Origin of the sequence: Aeromicrobium sp. HA, from assembly GCF_027171405.1 — a bacterium.
In the GTDB taxonomy this organism is placed as follows: Bacteria; Actinomycetota; Actinomycetes; order Propionibacteriales; family Nocardioidaceae; genus Aeromicrobium; species Aeromicrobium tamlense.
In genome coordinates this window covers 1,874,945-1,894,724 of sequence record NZ_CP114372.1, presented here as the reverse complement: position 1 = coordinate 1,894,724, position 19,780 = coordinate 1,874,945, and the positions used below count along the sequence as shown (strand labels likewise).

Sequence of the window (19,780 nt, the reverse complement as noted above, 5' to 3'; positions counted from 1 at the left end):
CTCACCCTCGACGCACCCCGGGTGTAGCAAGCGTCACAGGACTCGGTAGCGCTCCCGACGGCTCAGGGGCGCGTCGAGGTGGCGGTCGTGGAGGTGACCGTGGGACTTCATGTTGTGGTGTTTTCGACAGAGGCAGCGGAGGTTGTTTCCGGAGGTGGATCCGCCTGAGTCGTAGGCCTTGGCGTGGTCGAGGTCGGTCTCGTGGACGTTCGCTCGGCAGCCGGCGACCCGGCAGGTGCCGTCTCTCCAGTGGAGGGCTTGGCGGAGTGATTCGGGTGGCCGGTAGCTGAGGACTTGGGTGTCGAGGACGTGTCCGAGGGGGTCGAGGACCAGCCGTCGGAGCACGGCGTGCTCGGAGGTGGCGAGCTCGCGGACCCATGCGGCGCCGACGGGCTCGCCGTCGAGGGTGAGGCCGGGGCCGTTGGTGTAGCCGAGCAGGTCGCTGGCGCTGATGCTGATGGCGATCTCGGCACGGAGGTCGCCGACGGTCCCGGTGTTGGAGGTCAGCCAGTCGGCGACGAGGTCGGCCTGCTTCTGGTCGCGGGTGCGGCGGTCGCGCTCACCCGTGGCGGGGTCGATGGAGGGGATGGCGCGGGCGGCCTTGCGCAGCCGTTCGCCGATCGCGATCGCCAGCCCGGTGGGCAGCAGCGCGTTGAACCACGACGTGCCGTCGTCGTTGTGGGTGATCGAGACGCGTCGCTGCTCGACCGCACGGTCGGCCTCGGCCTGCGTCTCCTCGGGCTCGAGCCGGGCCCGCAGCCGACGCAGCCACGACCGCAGCTCGGCCAGCGTGTGGGTGGCCGCGTACTCCGGAGCCGAGTGCTCCAGCGCCGCCCACGCCTCACGCGTCTGCAGCCGCTCGGCCGTCGAGGCGATCGCGGACGTGCGGTCGGCGTCGATGTCACCGGACCGGAACGACTCCCACACCAACGGGGCCCGGGACTGCAGCGTGTCGGCCTCGTGGACCATGCCCCACACCTGGTGCTCGGTGGTCCGCAGCGCTCGCGCCAGGTCGAGTGTGACCTCACGCCGGGCCAGATCCTTCGACAGCGGGATGTCATCGACGCGGTCGATCTCGGCCACCCGCATCGCGTGGTGGGAGACGACGAACTCCCACTCCTCGAACTCCGCGACCGCACGTGCGCGACGCACCGCGTCACCCGTGACGACCGCTCGGCTCAACTCCATGAAGCCCAACCTAGTGGGTGCCACCGACAGATTCCGAACGTGAGGTCGAAGCGTCAGCTGGAGGCAGCCTCGGCGAGGGCGGCCACCGCGGCGCCAACGGCCCCAGGGTCGATCAGCTGGTGCAGGTGGGCACCGTCGAGGCGCTGGACGGGCCAGCCCGAAGTCCGGGCGAGGTCGTACTCGGCCGCGTAGGTGTCGCCGAAGGCGAGGTAGGCGGCCGGTCGCTCGGTCCAACGCTCGGGCACGGGGACGGTGCGCGTGAAGTAGGCGAGCGGCACCCGCGGCTGCTCGCGCTCGACGGCGGCACGTGTGCCCGGGTCGGGGAAGAGGTGGTCGACGGCGGGCCACCACTGGGTCCAGGGCGGCAGCGTGCCGTCGGGGTCCTCGAGGTCGCGCAGGAAGCCGAGGAACGCCTGAGGGGCGAGCCGGGCCTCGGTCGCCGTGGGCTCGGGCAGTGCCGCGTCGACGTAGACGGTGCCCGTGACGGACAGGACGGTGCCCAGGTGTGCCGCGTACAGCCCCGCATTGCTGTGCGGGACGAGGACGACCGACCGGTCGCCGGCGGCCGCCCTCACGGACTCGACCACGCCCTCCGGCGTGCGCGGCCCGGACCCGAGGTCGACCGTGCTCGCCTCGTGCCCCTGCGCGAACAGCCAGTCCTCGACCGGTCGCCACGTGGCCGGGCCGAGCAGCGGACTGGGGACGAGCAGGAACACCGGGCTCACCGCCGCCGGGCGGGTGTCCTCGGCGGCAGCTCGTGGAGCCGGACGTCGCGCAGGGTCCCCGCGTCGGCGACCGCGGTCATGTACGTGCAGAACGGCTGGCGCCGGCGGTCGGTGGGGGACCCCGGGTTGAGCAGGCGCAGTCCCGACGCCGTCGTGGTGTCCCACGGGATGTGGCTGTGCCCGAAGACCAGCACGTCGGCGTCGGGGTACTCGGCACTGCAGCGCGCCTCGCGGCCCTTCGCGTCGCCGGTCTCGTGGACGACCGCGAACCGCATGCCCTCGATCTCGGAGTGGGCGACGAGCGGCAGCCGCTCGCGCAGGACGCCGTGGTCGTTGTTGCCGTACACCGCGAGCAGCCGCGCGGACCGGGCCTCGAGGGCGTCCAAGGTGTCCACGTCGACCCAGTCGCCCGCGTGAACGACGACGTCCGCCTCGTCGACGGCGGCCCAGACCTCGTCCGGCAGGTCCTTCGCGCGCTTGGGCAGGTGGGTGTCCGCGAGCAGGAGGAATCGGGTGGCCATGGGGACAGTCAACCGTCTCACTCAGCCGAGCGCCGCCTCGATCTCGCGGCGGGCCGCGTCGTCGTAGCCGACCAGGAGGACGTGCTCGACGCCGAACGTCCCCGCCTGCACCGCACGGACGGCCGCCGCGACCGAGTCGGCCTTCGACCACCCGTAGACGCCGGCCCCGACGAGCGGGAATGCGACCTCACGGGCGCCGAGATCGTCGGCGACCTCCAGCGAACGCCGGTAGCAGGACTCGAGCAGGGCGACGTCGGTCTGACCGGCATGGCGGTTCGGCCCGACGGTGTGGATGATCCAGCGCGCGGGCAGGTCACCCGCGGTGGTCCAGCCGGCGTCACCGGTCGCGAGACCATCGGGGAACCGGGCGACGCAGTCGGCCAGCACGGCGGGGCCGCCCGCGGCGTGGATCGCGCCGTCGACGCCGCCACCGCCGCGCATGGCGTTGTTCGCGGCGTTGACGATCGCGTCGACCTCCAGCGTCGTGATGTCGGCATGGATTGCGCTGAGCCGGGTCATGTGCCGATCGTAGGTCGAGAGCGCAGGAATAGCCCGACGCCGGAACGCCTTGAACCACCCGTGGATGCGAAGTGGACGACGCCCCTGCTGACCGCGCTCGCACCCGTCGCCTGGGGATCGACGTACTACGTCACCGGCGCCTTCCTCCCGCCCGATCGTCCGCTGTTCGGGGCCCTGATGCGGGCGCTCCCGGTCGGGCTGCTGCTGCTCGCGCTGCGGCCCACCCTGCCCAGCGGCTCGTGGTGGTGGCGCGCCCTGCTGCTCGGCACGCTCAACATCGGCGCGTTCTTCGCCCTGATCTTCGTGGCGGCCTACCGGCTGCCCAGCGGCCTGGCGGCGACGCTGACGGCCACGGCGCCCATCGCGATGATGCTCGTGGCGTGGCTGCTGATCGCCGAGCGCCCACGGCTCGCCTCGCTCGGTGCGGCCGTCCTCGGCATCGCCGGGGTCGCCCTGCTCGTCCTGAGGGCCGGCTTCGCGGTCGACATGGTCGGGGTCGCCGCCTCGCTCGGCGCCGTGGTGATGTCGTCGTTCGGCTACGTGCTGCTCAAGCGGTGGACCGCCCCGGTCGACCTGCTCACCCTCACGGCCTGGCAGCTCGTCGCCGGCGGCCTGCTCCTGCTGCCCGTCGCGCTCGTCGTGGAGGGGCCGCCGCCCGCGCTGGACGCGCCGGCCGTGCTGGGCTTCCTCTACATCGGCCTCGTGGCCACGGGCCTGGCGAACTACCTGTGGTTCCGGGGCCTGCAGCGGATGCCGGCCGCGTCGGTGTCGCTCATCGGCCTGCTGAACCCGGTGGCCGGCACCGTGCTGGGCGTGGCCCTGGCGCACGAGATCTTCGGCCCCGTGCAGGCGATCGGCATGCTGCTCGTGCTGGCGGGCGTGCTGCTGGGCCAGGCGCCCGTGCAGGCCGCGCTCGGACGCCTGCTGCGGCGCCGCGAGCGCGTGCCGGTGCGCTGACTCACTCCTCGCGTTCGACCCAGGCCTGGTTGCCGGGCTCGATCGCCTCGAGCTCGACCGTGCCGAAGTCGCCGAGGACGAACGTGACCGGCTCGTCGCGGTCGACGCCCTCGGGCAGGTCGAACGTCGACGTGGTCGGCACGTAGTCCATCGTCGCCGGGCGGCCCTCGACCGCGCTCACCTGCACCGTGACGGTCTGGCCCTCGGCACTGGCCTGGCGGACGATCGCGGGATTCGTGCTGCTGCCGTACGTCACCACGTGGATGCGTCCCTCCTCGCCGACGACGACGCCCGCGGGGGAGTCGAGTCGCTCCTCGACGCCGGACGGCACGCCGCGGCTCGGGGCCGGCGTCGCCGACGTCGGCGAGTCTGAGCCGGGGGAGTCGTCCTCGCCACCGCACGCCGTGAGGGCGAGGGCCAACACCGCCAGCACCGCGACTCGGGACAGGATGCGCATGGCGGCTCCTCGATCAGACCGGCAGCAGGCGGGTGACGAAGTGCGTCAGCTGATCGACGTTCGCGCACTCGTGCATGGGGACGATCTCAGCGTAGGCCAGCGCCTCGGAGTCGCCCAGACCCCACCGCGTGTGGTGCTCGGGATTGAGCCAGTACGTCCGTCGCGACCGCATCGCGATCTCGTGGAGGGCGTCGAAGCGCGGGTTCTGGTTGTTGTTGCGCGCATCGCCCAGGATCAGCACCGCGGTGCGCGGGCCGACCGCGTCGAGGAAGAACTCCTGGAAGTCCAGGAAGGCCTCGCCGTAGTCGCTGCTCGTGTGCCACTTCGTGATCTTCGCCTCGGCACGGATGCGCGGCTCGATCTCGGCGCCACCGGAGACCGCGCCGTCGCGGACGATCTCGGTGACCTCGGCCATGGCGTTGACGAACGCGAAGACGCGGACCTTGCTGAACTGCGCGCTCAGTGCCTGCGTCAACAGCATCGTGAAGTTGGAGAAGCCCGCGACCGAGCCCGAGACGTCGCACAGCAGGACGAGCTCGGGGCGGCTGGGACGCGGCTTCTCGAACACGGGTCGCATCGGGACGCCGCCGGTGCCCATCGCGCGGCGCAGCGTGCGGCGCATGTCGATCTTCCCGCGGCGGCGACGCCGGCGACGGGCGGACAGGCGCGTGGCCAGCACGCGCGCGAGGGGCTGCACCGAGCGGCGCAGCTCCTCGAGCTGCTGGCGGTTCGCGCTGAGGAAGTCCACGCGGTCGCGCGACGAGCGCACGGCGTGGCGGGCGACGAGCTCGCGGCCACGCAGCTCGGCGGAGCGACGCCGGGCCTCGGCCTGCACCATCTCGCGGAAGGCCTCGACGCCCTGACGGACCTCGTCGCGGGCGAGGCGGTCGGTGAACTGCGTGCCGAGGCCCTGCCCGCCCTGGCCCGAACCGCCACCGGGACGCATCGCCATGGCGGCGGCGATGAGCGTCTGGGGCTGGAGCCGGTCGATGGTCTGATAGGCCGACCAGCCGGCGGTCTCGGTGCCGGGCTGGCCCACCTCGCCGAGCACGTCGACGGCGATCTCCGCGATCTGAGCCAGCGTGCGCGGGTCGCGGTCGAGCAGCGCCATGAGCAGCAGCTCGCGGATCTGCTGGACGTCGAGGTCCTCGTCGGCGTCGCGGGCGGCCTCGGGACGGCCCACGCCGATCGGGAAGAACAGGTCGAAGGTCTGGTCGAAGACGTCGCGCTGACCGCCGCGGCGCACGAGCGCGGCGGCGAGGCCCTCGCGGAGCAGGTCGCGGTCGTCGAGGCCCAGCACGCGCATGACGTCGGCCGCGTCGATCGTCTCGCTGGGCCCGGCGTTGACGCCCTTGACGCGCAGCGCCTCGACGAACTCGACCAGCCGGGCGGCGACCTGGGTGCTCATGAGAGAACGGCGTCCAGGTCCAGCTTCGCGCGGGCCTTGTCGATGTCGTCGTTGTGCTTGAGCACGACGCCGAGGCTCTCCGAGACGACCTCGGAGGTCAGGGTGTCGGCGCCGAGGGCCACGAGGGTGCGCGCCCAGTCGAGCGTCTCGGAGACCGAGGGGGCCTTGCGCAGCGGCATCGCGCGCAGGGCGTTGACGACGCGGACCACCGAGTCGGCGAGCGCCTGGTCGAGGTCGGGCACCTTCAGGGCGACGATGTCGCGCTCCAGGTCGGCCGAGGGGAACTCGATGTGCAGGAACAGGCAGCGGCGGCGCAGCGCCTCGCTCAGCTCGCGGGTCGCGTTCGAGGTCAGCACGACGAAGGGGCGCTGGGTCGCCGTCACGGTGCCGAGCTCGGGGATCGTGATCTGGAAGTCGCCCAGGACCTCCAGCAGCAGACCCTCGATCTCGACGTCGGCCTTGTCGGTCTCGTCGATGAGCAGCACCGTGGGGCCCTCGTTGCGGATCGCCGAGAGCAGCGGGCGCGGCAGCAGGAACTCCTCGGAGAAGATGTCCGACTTCGCCTCGCTCCACGTCTCGTCCTGTCCGGCCGAGATGCGCAGCAGCTGCTTCGCGTGGTTCCACTCGTAGATCGCGCGCGACTCGTCGACGCCCTCGTAGCACTGGAGGCGGACGAGCTCGGCGCCGCAGGCCTGGGCGACCGCGCGCGAGAGCTCGGTCTTGCCGACGCCGGCGGGGCCCTCGACGAGCAGCGGCTTGCCCAGCTCGCTGGCGAGGAAGACGGTGGTGGCGACGGCGTCCGAGGCCAGGTAGCCGGCCGTGGCCAGGCGCGCCTTGACGTCGGCGACCGAGGAGAACGGCATGGTGCCCTTGTTGAACATGGATTCAACTCTACGCTGTCCGTATGGCCAGGACGGTAGTGAGGTACACGTCACACCACGACGTCGAGTCGGCGTTCGCCCGGGTGACCGACTGGGAGCGCCACCGCGTGCCCCTCACGACGATCACCACGCGGCCCGACGGCTTCACCGCCCGGACCGCGATCGGACCCGTCGGCTTCGACGACCCGATGGACGTGACGGCGTGGGAGCCGCCGCGCCGCGTCGACCTCGTGAAGCGGGGACGCGTCGTCCGGGGGAGGGCCTCGATCACCGTCGAGCCGCACGGCACGGGGTCGGTCGTCACGTGGGACGAGGACGTGAGCGTCATCGGCGTGCCGCGCCTCCTCGACCCGGTCACCCGGCGGCTGCTGGGCCTGATGGTCTCGACGGTCCTGCGGCGTCTGCTGGCCTGACTAGGCTGGACGCATGTCCGCCGCCGAGAACGAGGTCGTCGACCTCTGCCGTGACCTGATCCGGATCGACACGTCCAACTACGGTGACTCCTCGGGCCCGGGCGAGCGCGCCGCCGCCGAGTACGTCGCCGCCAGCCTCGCCGAGGTCGGCATCGAGTCGACCATCCTCGAGTCGGAGTCCGGACGCGCCTCGGTGCTGGCGCGGTGGGGCGACCAGACCTCCTCGCGCCCCGGGCTCGTGGTCCACGGCCACCTCGACGTGGTGCCGGCGCAGGCGTCGGACTGGTCGGTCGACCCGTTCGCCGCCGAGATCGTCGACGACTACGTCGTGGGCCGCGGCGCCGTGGACATGAAGGACTTCGACGCGATCCTGCTGGCCGTGGTGCGCGAGCGCCAGCGTGCCGGCCGCATCCCCGCCCGCCCGATCCTGCTGGTCTTCACGGCCGACGAGGAGGCCGGCGGACAGCTCGGCGCCCACTGGCTCGTGGCCGAGCACCCCGAGTGGTTCGAGGGCTGCACCGAGGCCGTCGGCGAGGTCGGCGGCTTCTCCACCGAGGTCGCCGGCAAGCGCCTCTACCTGCTGGAGTCGGGGGAGAAGGGCATCGCCTGGCTGCGCCTCACCGCCACCGGCACGGCCGGCCACGGCTCGATGGCCAACCCCGACAACGCGATCACCCACCTCGCCCGGGCGCTCGTCCGCATCGGCGAGCACGAGTGGCCCCTCGAGCCCGGCCCCTCGATGCGGCTGCTGCTGGACAAGGTGCGCGAGCTGAGCGGCACCGAGGGCACGCCCGACGAGCTCCTCGAGCACTTCGGCCCCGCCGTGCGGATGATCGGCTCCGGCCTGCGGAACTCGACCAACACGACGATGGCGCAGGCCGGGTACAAGCACAACGTCGTGCCGGGGGAGGCCGTCGCCTACGTCGACGGACGTCCGCTGCCCGGACACCACGAGACGTTCGTGTCGCGCGTGCAGGACATCGTCGGCGAGGGCGTCCGGGTCGAGCCGTACCACCAGGACATCCCGCTCGAGTACGGCTTCGAGGGCGACCTCGTCGACGCGATGACCGTGTCGCTGCTCAAGCACGACCCCGAGGCGCACGTCGCGCCCTTCCTCATGTCCGGTGGCACCGACGCGAAGGCGTGGCACAAGCTCGGCATGACGTCGTACGGGTTCGTGCCGCTGCGGCTCCCTGCCGACCTCGACTTCACCGCCCTGTTCCACGGCGTCGACGAGCGCGTGCCGGTCGACGCGCTGCAGTTCGGCACCCGGGTCTTCGACGAGTTCCTCGATCTGGCCTGACCCCGCATACCTCCGCAGGGGTGGGGTACTCCCTCGACGCAAGAGTCACAGTCGATCGAGTGGAGGTGGCCACCATGGCCCGAAAGCTGACGTTCCTCGTAGGTGCCGCGGCCGGATACGTCCTGGGCACGCGCTCGGGACGAGAGCGGTACGACCAGATCGTCCAGAAGGCGCAGAGCCTGTGGAAGGACCCGCGGGTCCAGGACGTGGCCGACAAGGCGCAGCACGCCGCCCAGGAGCACGTGCCGGGAATGGGCGGGAGCGACTCGGGCAGCGGCTCGAGCTCCGGCAGCAGGTCCGGCTTCGGCGGCTCGGGCTCCGGCTCCGGCAGCACCGGGTCCAGCACCGGCGGCAGCAGCTTCGGCTCCGGCGCCGGCTCGACTCCGGGCGGCACCGGTAGCTCCGGCACGGGCGGCTCGGGCACGACCGGCGGCGGGACCGGAGCCGGTGGGCGATGAGTCACCACGAGCCCGGTGGTGAGGCCTCGACGGGCGAGCTCATCTCGCGCCTGACCGACGAGCTCAAGACGCTCGTCCGGGACGAGATGCGCCTCGCCCAGATCGAGGTCTCGAGCAAGGCCAAGCGGGCCGGCGTCGGCGCCGGCATCATCGGCGCCGGCGGCCTGATCGCGCTGTACGGCCTCGGCGCGCTGATCGCCGCGATCATCGCGGCACTGTCGCTCGCCATGGACGTCTGGATCGCCGCCCTGATCGTCGCGGTGGTGCTGTTCGTCATCGCCGGCGTCGCCGCCCTGATGGGCAAGAACCGCGTGCAGGAGGCCGGCGCCCCCGTGCCCCAGGCGACGGTGGAGAGCGTCAAGGCCGACGTCGACGCCGTCCGTCACGCCCGCGATCACTGAACCGGAGGAACCCATGACCGAACCCCACGAATCCGAAGTGCTGCGCGAGGACGTCGAGCGCACCCGTGAGCAGCTCGCCGACACCGTCGACGAGCTGGCCGCGAAGTTCGACGTCAAGTCCAGGGCGAAGGAGTCCGCGCACGAGTTCACCGAGTCCGCGAAGACGCAGGTCGTCGACTCCGACGGCAAGCCGCGCCCGGAGGTGCTGGCACTCGCCGGCGGCCTCCTGTCGCTGTACCTCGCGAGCCTGGTGCTCCGCTCGCTGCGCCGGCGCCGCTGATGGCATCCGAACCCGGTCAGGCGCACGGCCCCGACTCCCCGAAGGAGCTCAAGAAGCGGCCGTGGATGTACGTGTTCCGCAAGACCGCTCGGGAGTTCTCCGAGGACCAGGGGACCGACCTGGCGGCCGCGCTGACGTACTACTCGGTGCTGGCCCTGTTCCCCGGTCTGCTGGCCGTGCTGTCGCTCGTCGGCCTGACGGGCCGCAGCGCGGACACGGTCGACGCGATGCTCCAGGTGCTGCGAGACGTCGGGGCCTCCGGCGCCGCGGAGACGCTGGAGCCGACGCTGCGCCAGCTGGGTGAGAACCAGAACTCGGGTCTCGGGTTCGTCATCGGCCTCGCAGCGGCGCTGTGGTCGGCCTCGGCCTACGTCAACGCGTTCTCGCGGGGCATGAACCGCATCTACGAGATCGACGAAGGACGTCCGTTCTGGAAGCTTCGCCCGGTCATGCTGGTGCTGACGCTGGTGACGGTCCTGCTCACCGCGCTCGTGGGGCTGAGTCTCGTGCTCACCGGTCCCGCCGCGGAGGCGGTCGGCAACGCCCTCGGGATCGGCGAGACCGCCGTGACGGTCTGGAACATCGCCAAGTGGCCCGTGATGCTGTGCGTCGTGGTGCTCATCGTGGCGCTGCTCTACTACGTCACGCCGAACGTCAAGCAGCCCCGGTTCCGCTGGATCAGCGTGGGCGCCGTGGTCGCGATCGTGACGTGGCTGATCGCGTCGGCGCTGTTCGGCCTCTACGTGGCTAACTTCTCGAACTATGACCGCACGTACGGCTCCCTGGCCGGCGTCATCGTGTTCTTGCTGTGGCTGTGGATCACGAACCTCGCGCTGGTCTTCGGCGCCGAGCTCGACGCCGAGCTCGAGCGGGGTCGTGAGCTGCAGGCCGGGCTGCCGGCCGAGGAGGAGATCCAGCTGCCTCCGCGCGACACCACGAAGATCGAGAAGGACCGCAAGAAGTACGAGGAGGACGTCCGTCGGGCCCGTGCGCTGCGGCGCAGCCGCGGCGAGACGGACGACGCCTGACCGTCAGACGGTGGCGCGCATCCGGATGACCTTGCGCCGCAGCCGCACCGTGCGGTGACCGGTGGGATCCTTGCGCAGGCGGTCGAGCTCCCAGCCCTGGAACTCGGCCGCCTGTGTCAGCCACTGGCACACGGCGTTGCGCGACTTGGTGCGCGAGATGGCGACGTCCCAGAACTCGTACTCGATCATCGGACTCCTTCGGACACGTCGCTCAGCGCGGCGACGATCTCGTGGGGCAGGTCGAGCAGCTCGGAGCCGAGGGACTCCTGGAGCTGGGCGGTGGTGCGGGCGCCGACGATCGCGGCGCCGACGTGCGGCTGGTCGCGCAGCCAGGCCAGCGCGACGTGGGAGATCGGCACGCCGAGTCCCTCGGCGGCTGCCGCGAGGGCATCGACCACACGGGCCTTGGACGGGGTCAGGTGAGGGGCGACGAACGCCTCCCAGCGGGCGTCGGCCGCCCGCGAGTCGGAAGGGACGCCGCCGCGGTACTTCCCGGTGAGGACGCCGCGGCCCAGCGGCGACCAGGCGAGGAGGCTCAGGCCCGCGTGCTGCGCGGCCGGGACGACCTCGATCTCGGGCTCGCGTCGCAGCAGCGAGTACTCGACCTGGGTGCTGACCAGCGGCACGCCACCGCCGAGCCGGCTGAACGCGTGCTGGGCGGCCACGGTCTGCCAACCGGTGAAGTTGCTGATGCCGGCGTAGCGGACCTTGCCCGAGCGGATCGCCTGGTCGAGCGCGGCCATCGTCTCGTCGACGGGGACGGAGTCGTCCCAGCGGTGGACCTGCCACAGGTCGAGGTGGTCGGTGCCGAGGTCGGCGAGCGTCTGGTCCAGCTGGCGCAGCAGCGAGCGCAGGGAGCCGTCGGTGACGACGCGGCCGTCACGACGCGCGACCCCCGCCTTGCCGGCCAGCACGAGCTCGTCGCGGACGCCGTGCTTGTCGAGCAGCGCGCCGATGACGCGCTCGCACGATCCGTCGCCGTAGATGGGGGCGGTGTCGAGGAGGGTGCCGCCGGAGTCGAGGAACAGCCTCAGCTGCTCGTCGGCCGCGTACTCGTCGACGGCCGCACCCCAGGACATGGTCCCGAGAGCGAGTCGCGACACCTGGAGACCGGAACCGCCGAGTCGACGCACCTGCATGCGGATGAGGTTAGTCGGTGGCCTGAACTTTGCTGTGTAGGCTCGCACGGTGGATCTGCTGCGCTCCGTCATCCTGGGCATCGTCCAGGGCCTGACCGAATTCCTCCCGATCTCGAGCAGCGCGCACCTGGCGATCGTGCCGCAGCTGCTCGGCTGGGAGGACCCCGGCGCCGCGTACACCGCGGTGGTCCAGATCGGTACCGAGCTGGCGGTCGTCCTCTACTTCTGGCGTGACATCTGGACCATCGGGTCCGGCTGGGTGAAGGGCCTGTTCAGCGCCGACGCCCGTCGCCAGTCCGAGTGGCGGATGGGCTGGTTCATCATCATCGGCTCGACGCCGATCGTGATCCTGGGCCTGCTGCTGGAGGACCTGATCGACAGCGAGTTCCGCAACCTGTGGTTCATCGGCGCGATGCTCATCGGCATGGGCCTCGTGCTCGGCCTCGCGGAGAAGCTGGGGCGCAAGACCAAGCCGATCGCCGACCTCTCCACGCGCGACGCGATCCTGCTCGGCTTCGCGCAGTCGTGCGCACTGGTGCCGGGCGTGTCCCGCTCGGGCGCGACGATCTCGATGGGCCTGTTCCTGGGCTACGAGCGCCAGGCCGCCACCCGCTACGCGTTCCTGCTGGCGATCCCCGCCGTCGTGGGCGCCGGCGTCTACAAGCTCAAGGACATCCCGGGCGGTGAGAACGCCTACGGCACCGTGCCCACCCTCGTCGGCACGGCCGTCTCGTTCGTGGTCGGCCTCGCCGTGATCCACTGGCTGCTCAAGTACGTCAGCAACCATTCGTACAAGCCGTTCGTGATCTACCGCGTCGCCCTCGGCTCCCTCGTGCTCATCCTGCTCGCCGCCGGCGTCCTCACCGGCGCCGTCGCCGCCTGACGCCGCTGTGGGGCGCGGCCGGGACGAACGATGAGGCATTCGGGTATCGGAGCGGGGCCGAAGGCATCATCGTTCGTCAGCTGAGCGGGCCGACGGGTGATCTTGTGCCACCTGCGCCCGTATGTGGGCCTGAGCGCCACAAGATAGGCAGTGGGCGCGGCGTCGGACGCAGAAACCCTCACAGCCAGCCCGACTTCTTGAATCGGCGGTAGACGTAGAAGCAGGCGGCGCCCATGGCGGCGAGGCAGATCGGGTAGCCGTAGGTCCAGGTGAGCTCGGGCATGTGCTCGAAGTTCATCCCGTAGATCCCGGCGACGGCCGTGGGGATGGCGAACAGCGTGGCGCCGGCGGTGAGCTTCCGCATGTCCTCGTTCTGCTGCACGCTCAGCTGGGCGAGGTGGGCGTTGAGCGCGTTGGTGAGCAGCGAGTCGATCGAGTCGATGGCGTCGAGGGCGCGCTGGAGGTGGTCGGCGATGTCGCGGAAGTACGGGCGCAGGTCCTCTGGGTCGGCCACCTGGGCGAAGCGCAGGATCGGGTCGCGCAGGGGAGCGACGGCGTGCCGGAACTCCAGCGTCTCGCGCTTGAGCCGGTAGATGCGGGCCGAGTCGCGGGTGCGGTCGGCCGAGAACACCGAGGTCTCGACCTCCTCGACGTCGGTCACGAGCTCGCCGGCGACGTCCTCGTAGCGGTCGACGATCGCGTCCACGACGGCGTGGACGGCCGCGATCGGGCCCTGCCTGAGCCGCTCGGGCACCCGTTCGGCGCGGTGGCGGGCCATCGACAGCTCGGGCCCGCCGTGGCGCACCGTCAGGACGTAGTGCCGTCCGAGACAGATGTTGACCTCGCTGGTGGTGATGTCGTCGTCGCTGTACGAGACGATCCGCAGCGACAGGAACAGGTGGTCGCTGAACCGGTCCACACGCGGCCGCTGGTGGGGAGCGAGCGTGTCCTCGATCGCCAGCGGGTGCAGTCCGAGGGCGCCGCCGAGGCGCTCCATCTCCTCGTGCGTGGGGTCGCTGACGCCGATCCAGAGGAAGTCCTGACCGCTCAGGTCGGCCAGCGTGTCGTCGAGCGTCTCGGGGTCGCGGTCGGTCTCCTCGCGCACTCCGTCGAGATACACCGCGCAATCCATGATCACCTGCTCATTGTGGACTTCAGGGTCCCGATAGGCTCGACGACATGCAGAGTTGGTCCCGCCCGCCGATCCCACGACTCTCGGACTCCGGGCTCGGTACGGGACCGCAGCTCCACGTCCATGACACGGCCCGCCGCACGGTGGTCCCGTCGGCGCCCGACGGCGCCGCGCGCCTCTACGTCTGCGGCATCACGCCCTACGACGCCACGCACCTCGGGCACGCGAACACGTACCTCGCGTTCGACCTGCTGCAGCGCCAGTGGCTCGACCAAGGCCTTGAGGTCCACTACACGCAGAACGTCACCGACGTCGACGACCCGCTGCTCGAGCGCGCGAACGCCACGGGCATCGACTGGGTCCAGCTCGCCGAGCGCGAGACGCAGCTGTTCCGCGAGGACATGACGGCCCTGCGCATCCTGCCGCCCGAGCACTACATCGGCGCGGTCGAGTCGATCCCGCTCGTGATCGACCTCGTGCGCCGCCTGGAGAAGACCGGCGGCGTCTACAAGGTCGATGACGACCTGTACTTCGAGGTCCGCTCGTCGGGGACGTTCGGCGAGGTCTCGGGCTTCGACACCGAGACGATGCTGAGGATCTTCCCCGAGCGCGGCGGCGACCCCGACCGCGCCGGAAAGCGCGACCCGCTGGACTGCCTCCTGTGGCAGGCCGAGCGTCCGGGCGAGCCCGCCTGGGACACCGAGCTCGGCCGCGGCCGTCCCGGCTGGCACATCGAGTGCGCCGCGATCGCACTGCACCACCTGGGCACGGCGTTCGACGTGCAGGGCGGTGGCTCCGACCTGGTCTTCCCGCACCACGAGATGTCGGCCGCCGAGGCCGAGGCCGCCACGGGCGAGCCGTTCGCGCGCGCCTACGTCCACGCCGGCATGGTCGGCTACGAGGGCGAGAAGATGAGCAAGTCCAAGGGCAACCTGGTGCTCGTCTCGAAGCTGCGCGCCGAGGGTCACGACCCGATGGCGATCCGGCTCGCGCTGCTGGCGCACCACTACCGCGAGGACTGGGAGTGGTTCGCCGAAGCGATCGACGCCGCCGAGCAGCGCCTCGCCACGTGGCGCGCCGCGGCCGACCGCTCGACCGGTCCCTCGGGCGAGGAGCTCGTCGAGCGGCTGCGCGCGGCGCTCGCGAACGACCTCGACGCGCCGGCCGCCCTCGCGGCGGTCGACGAGTGGGCCGCCACGCAGGGCACCGACGGCGACGGACCGCGCACCGTGCGCGCCGCGGTCGACGCGCTGCTCGGCGTCGCGCTCTGACCGCGGGGGAGCGGTGAGTGCTCAACCTCAAGCACCCCTCATGAGGTTGACCAGTCACCGCCCACCCGCGGGAAGGGTTGACTGCTCACCGCTCACGAAGGGGACCGGGCGTCAGGAGTCCTCGGTGGGGCGCCGGCGCAGGTAGCGCTCGAACTCCCGCGCGATCGCGTCGCCGGAGGCCTCGGGCGGCTCGCCGGCGTCGCGCTCGTTCTCCAGGGTGCGGACGTACTCGAGCAGGTCCTCGTCCTGCTCCATGAGGTCGTCGGCGCCGCGCTGCCAGGCGTCGGACATCTCGCGCAGCACGCCCTGGGGGAGTCCGACGCCGATCGCGTCCTCGAGCGCGCCCAGCAGGCCCAGCGTGGCCTTGTAGCAGGGCGGCTCGGCCACGTAGTGCGGCACGGCGGCCCAGATGCCGGCGGTGGCCAGTCCCGCGCGGGCGGCGACGTCGCTGAGCACGGTGGTGATGCCGATGGGGCCGCTGTAGCGCGACTGGTCGAGGGAGAGCCGCTCCATCAGCACGGGGTCGTTCGTGGATCCGGTGACGGGCACGGGGCGCGTGTGCGGCGTGTCGGCCAGCAGGGCGCCGAGGGTGATCAGCTCGTGCACGCCGGCGGCCTGCGCGAGATCCACCACCGTGGCGCAGAACGCCTGCCAGCGGTAGTTCGGCTCGACCGCGCGCAGGAGCAGGACGTCGCGATCCTGGCGCGGCGGATGGGCCAGGTACAGCGTGGGGGTGGGCCACACGATGTCGCGCGTGCCGTTCTCCGAGGGCGCGATGACCGGGCGGACCGCCTGGAAGTCGTAGAACTCCTGCGGGTCGAGCTCGGCGAAGATCTCGGCGTCCCACTCCTCGAGGAGATGGTCGACGGTGCTCGTGGCGGCGTCCGCCGCATCGTTCCAGCCCTCGAAGGCGGCCACCATCCAGGGGTTCCTCAGGCGGGCGATGTCGGCGTCGGTCACGCCTTCAGCCTACTCATCCTCGGTTCGATAGCCGAGGTTCGGCGACAGCCACCGCTCGGCCTCCGCGATGGTCCAGCCCTTGCGCTCCGCGTAGTCCTGCACCTGGTCGCGCCCGATGCGGCCGAGCACGAAGTACTGCGACTGCGGGTGCGAGAAGTACAGGCCGCTCACCGAGGCGCCCGGCCACATGGCCATGCTCTCGGTCGGCTCGATGCCCGTGCGCGCCTCGACGTCGAGCAGCTCCCAGATGGTGTGCTTCTCGGTGTGCTCGGGGCACGCGGGGTAGCCCGGCGCCGGACGGATGCCGTCGTACTTCTCCTTGATGAGCTCGGTGTTCGAGAGCTTCTCGTCGGGGGAGTAGCCCCACAGCTCGGTGCGCACCCGCTCGTGCAGGCGCTCGGCGAACGCCTCGGCCAGCCGGTCGGCCAGCGCCTCGACCATGATCGCGGAGTAGTCGTCGAGCTCGGCCTTGAACGCCGTGACGCGCTCGGTGCTGCCGAGTCCGGCGGTGACCGCGAAGGCGCCCACGTAGTCGGGCAGGCCCGTCTCGGCCGGCGCGACGAAGTCGGCCAGGGAGCGGTGCGGGACGCCGGGGCGGTGCTCGGTCTGCTGGCGCAGGTGGTGCAGGCGTGTGAGCTCGGTCGTGCGCGACTCGTCGGCGTAGACGATCGTGCTGTCGCCCTCGCGCGCCGCGGGGAACAGACCGGCGATGCCGCGTGCGGTCAACCAGTCCTCGGCGATGATGCGGTCGAGCATCTCGTTGGCGTCGTCGTAGAGCTTGCGCGCGGCCTCGCCGTGCGTGGGGGAGTTGAGGATGTCGGGGAACGAGCCCTTCATCTCCCAGGCGTTGAAGAACGGCTGCCAGTCGATGTACTCGCGCAGCTCGCCCAGAGGGTACGGGCCGAACTCGTGGATGCCGGGCTTCGCCGGGACCGGAGGCGTGTAGGCCGACCAGTCGAGCGGCGTCTGGCCCTCGCGCGCGGCCTCGAGCGGCAGGATCGTGCGCGCGTCGCCGCGGTTGGCGTGGCGCTCGCGCAGCGCGTCGTAGTCGGTCTTGATGTCGGCCATGAGCTTCGGGCGCTGCTCGTCCGAGAGCAGGGCGGCCACGACCGGCACCGAGCGCGAGGCGTCCTTGACCCACACCACGGGGCCGGGGTACTTGCGGTCGACCTTGACGGCGGTGTGGGCGCGCGACGTGGTGGCGCCGCCGATCAGCAGCGGGATGTCGAAGTCCTGGCGCGCCATCTCGGCGGCGAAGCTCTCCATCTCGTCGAGCGACGGCGTGATGAGGCCGGACAGGCCGATGACGTCGGCGTCGTGCTCGCGCGCGGCGTCCAGGATCTTCTGCGCCGGCACCATGACGCCGAGGTCGATGACGTCGTAGTTGTTGCACTGCAGCACGACCCCGACGATGTTCTTGCCGATGTCGTGCACGTCGCCCTTGACCGTGGCCATGACGACGGTGCCGTTGCTGTTGCCCACGTCGTCGGGCGACTTCTCGGCCTCGATGAACGGGATGAGGTAGGCGACGGCCTTCTTCATGACCCGCGCCGACTTCACGACCTGGGGCAGGAACATCTTGCCCGCGCCGAAGAGGTCGCCGACGACGTTCATGCCGTCCATGAGGGGGCCCTCGATGACCTCGATGGGGCGCCCGCCGCGGTCGGAGATCAGCTGGCGGAGCTCCTCGGTGTCGGACTCGACGTGGGCGTCGATGCCCTTCACGAGGGCGTGGGTGATGCGCTCGCCGACGGGCAGGTCGCGCCACTCCTCGGTGGCGGCCTCGGCCTTCTCGCCGTCGCCGGCGTAGTCCGAGGCGATCTCGAGGAGGCGCTCCGTGGCGTCGTCGCGGCGGTTGAGGACGACGTCCTCGATGCGGTCGCGCAGCTCGGTGGGCACGGTGTCGTAGGGCACGAGCGCGCCCGCGTTCACGATGCCCATGTCCATGCCCGCGCCGATGGCGTGGAAGAGGAAGACGGCGTGGATCGCCTCGCGCACGGGGTTGTTGCCGCGGAACGAGAACGAGACGTTGGAGACGCCGCCCGAGACGAGCGCGCCGGGCAGGTTCTGCTTGATCCAGCGGGTGGCCTCGATGAAGTCCAGGCCGTACTCGGCGTGCTCCTCGATGCCCGTGGCGACGGCGAAGACGTTGGGGTCGAAGATGATGTCCTCGGCCGGGAAGCCGACCTCCTCGGTCAGGATCCGGTAGGCGCGCTCGCTGATCTGCTTGCGGCGCTCGAGGTTGTCGGCCTGGCCGTCCTCGTCGAAGCCCATGACCACGACGGCCGCACCGTACTTGCGGCACAGGCGCGCCTGCTCGACGAACTTCTCCTCGCCCTCCTTCAGGGAGATCGAGTTGACGATGCACTTGCCCTGGATGGCCTTGAGGCCGGTCTCGATGACCTCGAACTTGGACGAGTCGACCATGACCGGCACGCGGCTGATGTCGGGCTCGGCCGCGATCAGCTTGCAGAAGCGGTCCATCGCGGCGACGCCGTCGATCATGCCCTCGTCCATGTTGATGTCGATGACCTGCGCGCCGTTCTCGACCTGCTGCAGCGCCACCGCGAGGGCCGCCGGGTAGTCCTCGGCCTTGATGAGGTTGCGGAAGCGGGCCGAGCCGGTGATGTTCGTGCGCTCGCCCACGTTGACGAACAGGGAGTCCTCGGTGACGGTGACGGGCTCGAGACCCGAGAGGCGCAGTGCCGGGGCGATCTCGGGCAGCTCGCGCGGGGGCAGGCCCTCGACGACCGAGGCGATGCGGCCGATGTGGGCCGGCGTGGTGCCGCAGCAGCCGCCGACGACGTTGAAGAAGCCGCTCTCGGCGAACTCGCGCAGGATCCCCGCGGTCTGGTCGGGCGACTCGTCGTACTCGCCGAACGCGTTCGGCAGACCGGCGTTGGGGTAGCAGGAGATGTGACAGTCGGCGATGCGCGAGAGCTCGGCGATGTAGGGGCGCATCTCGTCGGCGCCCAGGGCGCAGTTCAGGCCCACGAGCAGCGGGCGCACGTGGCGGACCGAGTGCCAGAAGGCCTCGACCGTCTGGCCCGAGAGCGTGCGGCCCGACGCGTCGGTGATCGTGCCCGAGATGACGACGGGCCAGCGGCGGCCGGTCTCCTCGAACAGCGTCTCGACGGCGAAGATCGCCGCCTTGGCGTTGAGGGTGTCGAAGATCGTCTCGATCATCAGCAGGTCGGCGCCGCCGTCGACCAGGCCGCGCGCGGCGACGAGGTAGGCGTCGACGAGCTCGTCCCACGTGACGTTACGGGCGCCGGGGTCGTTGACGTCGGGGGAGATCGAGGCGGTGCGCGTGGTCGGGCCGAGCGCGCCGGCGACGTAGCGCGGGTGCTCGGGCGTGCCCACGGCGTCCGCGGCCTCGCGGGCGAGCCGCGCGGCGGCGTAGTTCAGCTCGTACGCGAGGTCGACCATGTCGTAGTCGCGCAGCGAGATCGCGTTCGCGTTGAACGTGTTCGTCTCGATGATGTCGGCGCCGGCCTCGAGGTACTCGCGGTGGATGCTCGCGATGATCTCGGGCTGGGTCAGAGTCAGGAGGTCGTTGTTGCCCTGGACGTCGCACGACCACTGCGCGAAGCGCTCGCCGCGGTAGCCGGCCTCGTCGGGCCGGTCGCGCTGGATTGCGGTGCCCATGGCGCCGTCGAGCACGAGGATCCGTCGCGCCATCGCCTCGGTGAGAGCGGCGGTGGCGTCGGGACGGAACTGCGGGACGAACTCGGTCATGGGTGAAGAATCCTCGGGGCATCGGCGAACGGATGCTGGGAACCTTCAGCCGGCGGCGGGCTCGCCTGGGCCTCGGGAAGGTTCCGAACGATGACGTTCACTCTACGGTAGTTCCCGG

General features: G+C 71.2%; 21 protein-coding genes. 9 read left to right on the top strand and 12 right to left on the bottom strand.

Annotated features, from left to right (window positions below; translation table 11 throughout):
* Positions 1-33 precede the first annotated feature (33 nt).
* The 4 genes from O3S82_RS09305 to O3S82_RS09290 are packed head-to-tail and all read right to left on the bottom strand — an operon-like array spanning position 34 to position 2,953.
* Positions 34-1,188 carry an HNH endonuclease signature motif containing protein gene (locus tag O3S82_RS09305; protein WP_269302338.1) on the bottom strand — a complete coding sequence of 385 codons (1,155 nt, stop codon included), beginning with the start codon at positions 1,186-1,188 and terminating at the stop codon, positions 34-36.
* A gap of 53 nt (positions 1,189-1,241) precedes the next feature.
* Positions 1,242-1,904 (bottom strand): hypothetical protein, encoded by a 663-nt coding sequence (locus O3S82_RS09300; RefSeq protein ID WP_269302336.1) that lies wholly within the window; start codon positions 1,902-1,904, stop codon positions 1,242-1,244.
* A 5-nt stretch (positions 1,905-1,909) separates the two neighbouring features.
* Positions 1,910-2,434, bottom strand: a complete 525-nt coding sequence (locus tag O3S82_RS09295) for a metallophosphoesterase family protein (protein WP_269302334.1) — start codon at positions 2,432-2,434, stop codon at positions 1,910-1,912.
* A 21-nt stretch (positions 2,435-2,455) separates the two neighbouring features.
* Positions 2,456-2,953, bottom strand: a complete 498-nt coding sequence (locus tag O3S82_RS09290) for a macro domain-containing protein (protein WP_269302333.1) — start codon at positions 2,951-2,953, stop codon at positions 2,456-2,458.
* A 60-nt stretch (positions 2,954-3,013) separates the two neighbouring features.
* Between O3S82_RS09290 and O3S82_RS09285 the strand changes: the two genes are divergently transcribed.
* Positions 3,014-3,910 (top strand): EamA family transporter, encoded by an 897-nt coding sequence (locus O3S82_RS09285; protein ID WP_269302332.1) that lies wholly within the window; start codon positions 3,014-3,016, stop codon positions 3,908-3,910.
* 1 nt (position 3,911) lies between these two features.
* Here the strand turns inward: O3S82_RS09285 and O3S82_RS09280 are convergent, their stop codons facing one another.
* Genes O3S82_RS09280 through O3S82_RS09270 form a run of 3 tightly spaced genes read right to left on the bottom strand, consistent with a single transcriptional unit; the run spans position 3,912 to position 6,656 of the window.
* Entirely contained in the window at positions 3,912-4,367 is a 456-nt protein-coding gene (locus O3S82_RS09280) for a hypothetical protein (protein ID WP_269302331.1), read from the bottom strand.
* Between the two features lie 13 nt (positions 4,368-4,380).
* Positions 4,381-5,775: a VWA domain-containing protein gene (locus O3S82_RS09275; RefSeq protein WP_269302329.1), complete on the bottom strand. Its 1,395-nt coding sequence runs from the start codon at positions 5,773-5,775 to the stop codon at positions 4,381-4,383.
* Positions 5,772-6,656, bottom strand: a complete 885-nt coding sequence (locus O3S82_RS09270) for an AAA family ATPase (protein ID WP_218845746.1) — start codon at positions 6,654-6,656, stop codon at positions 5,772-5,774. Before O3S82_RS09270 ends, O3S82_RS09275 begins: the two co-directional genes overlap by 4 nt.
* 23 nt (positions 6,657-6,679) lie before the next feature.
* Between O3S82_RS09270 and O3S82_RS09265 the strand changes: the two genes are divergently transcribed.
* The 6 genes from O3S82_RS09265 to O3S82_RS09240 all read left to right on the top strand — a co-directional run bounded on the left by O3S82_RS09265 (position 6,680) and on the right by O3S82_RS09240 (position 10,539).
* Entirely contained in the window at positions 6,680-7,069 is a 390-nt protein-coding gene (locus tag O3S82_RS09265) for an SRPBCC family protein (protein ID WP_179424279.1), read from the top strand.
* 13 nt (positions 7,070-7,082) lie between these two features.
* On the top strand, positions 7,083-8,372 hold the full coding sequence (locus O3S82_RS09260; protein ID WP_179424280.1) for a M20/M25/M40 family metallo-hydrolase: 1,290 nt from the start codon (positions 7,083-7,085) through the stop codon (positions 8,370-8,372).
* 74 nt (positions 8,373-8,446) lie between these two features.
* Positions 8,447-8,830, top strand: a complete 384-nt coding sequence (locus O3S82_RS09255) for a YtxH domain-containing protein (RefSeq protein ID WP_269302327.1) — start codon at positions 8,447-8,449, stop codon at positions 8,828-8,830.
* Positions 8,827-9,231 carry a phage holin family protein gene (locus tag O3S82_RS09250; RefSeq protein WP_269302326.1) on the top strand — a complete coding sequence of 135 codons (405 nt, stop codon included), beginning with the start codon at positions 8,827-8,829 and terminating at the stop codon, positions 9,229-9,231. Before O3S82_RS09255 ends, O3S82_RS09250 begins: the two co-directional genes overlap by 4 nt.
* 13 nt (positions 9,232-9,244) lie before the next feature.
* On the top strand, positions 9,245-9,511 hold the full coding sequence (locus tag O3S82_RS09245; protein ID WP_179424283.1) for a DUF3618 domain-containing protein: 267 nt from the start codon (positions 9,245-9,247) through the stop codon (positions 9,509-9,511).
* Positions 9,511-10,539 carry a YihY/virulence factor BrkB family protein gene (locus tag O3S82_RS09240; RefSeq protein ID WP_269302324.1) on the top strand — a complete coding sequence of 343 codons (1,029 nt, stop codon included), beginning with the start codon at positions 9,511-9,513 and terminating at the stop codon, positions 10,537-10,539. The genes O3S82_RS09245 and O3S82_RS09240 overlap by 1 nt, the downstream gene beginning before the upstream one ends.
* 3 nt (positions 10,540-10,542) lie before the next feature.
* Here the strand turns inward: O3S82_RS09240 and O3S82_RS09235 are convergent, their stop codons facing one another.
* Together O3S82_RS09235 and O3S82_RS09230 are read right to left on the bottom strand one after the other, a co-directional pair.
* Positions 10,543-10,728, bottom strand: coding sequence for a DUF5703 family protein (locus O3S82_RS09235; protein WP_179424285.1), 186 nt, complete (start codon positions 10,726-10,728; stop codon positions 10,543-10,545).
* Positions 10,725-11,684: an aldo/keto reductase gene (locus O3S82_RS09230; RefSeq protein ID WP_269307051.1), complete on the bottom strand. Its 960-nt coding sequence runs from the start codon at positions 11,682-11,684 to the stop codon at positions 10,725-10,727. The genes O3S82_RS09235 and O3S82_RS09230 overlap by 4 nt, the downstream gene beginning before the upstream one ends.
* A gap of 43 nt (positions 11,685-11,727) precedes the next feature.
* Between O3S82_RS09230 and O3S82_RS09225 the strand changes: the two genes are divergently transcribed.
* Positions 11,728-12,561 (top strand): undecaprenyl-diphosphate phosphatase, encoded by an 834-nt coding sequence (locus O3S82_RS09225; RefSeq protein WP_179424287.1) that lies wholly within the window; start codon positions 11,728-11,730, stop codon positions 12,559-12,561.
* A 178-nt stretch (positions 12,562-12,739) separates the two neighbouring features.
* Here O3S82_RS09225 and corA read toward each other — a convergent pair whose 3' ends face one another.
* On the bottom strand, positions 12,740-13,693 hold the full coding sequence (gene corA, locus O3S82_RS09220) for a magnesium/cobalt transporter CorA (protein ID WP_179424289.1): 954 nt from the start codon (positions 13,691-13,693) through the stop codon (positions 12,740-12,742).
* A gap of 47 nt (positions 13,694-13,740) precedes the next feature.
* Here corA and mshC point away from each other — a divergent pair, with 47 nt between their 5' ends.
* Positions 13,741-14,964, top strand: coding sequence for a cysteine--1-D-myo-inosityl 2-amino-2-deoxy-alpha-D-glucopyranoside ligase (gene mshC / locus O3S82_RS09215; protein ID WP_269302322.1), 1,224 nt, complete (start codon positions 13,741-13,743; stop codon positions 14,962-14,964).
* Positions 14,965-15,075: 111 nt separating this feature from the next.
* On the opposite strand, the gene O3S82_RS09210 is transcribed toward mshC, so the two are convergent.
* Positions 15,076-15,924, bottom strand: coding sequence for a PAC2 family protein (locus O3S82_RS09210; protein WP_269302320.1), 849 nt, complete (start codon positions 15,922-15,924; stop codon positions 15,076-15,078).
* 9 nt (positions 15,925-15,933) lie between these two features.
* Positions 15,934-19,662 (bottom strand): methionine synthase, encoded by a 3,729-nt coding sequence (gene metH, locus O3S82_RS09205; protein ID WP_269302318.1) that lies wholly within the window; start codon positions 19,660-19,662, stop codon positions 15,934-15,936.
* Positions 19,663-19,780: the final 118 nt, after the last annotated feature.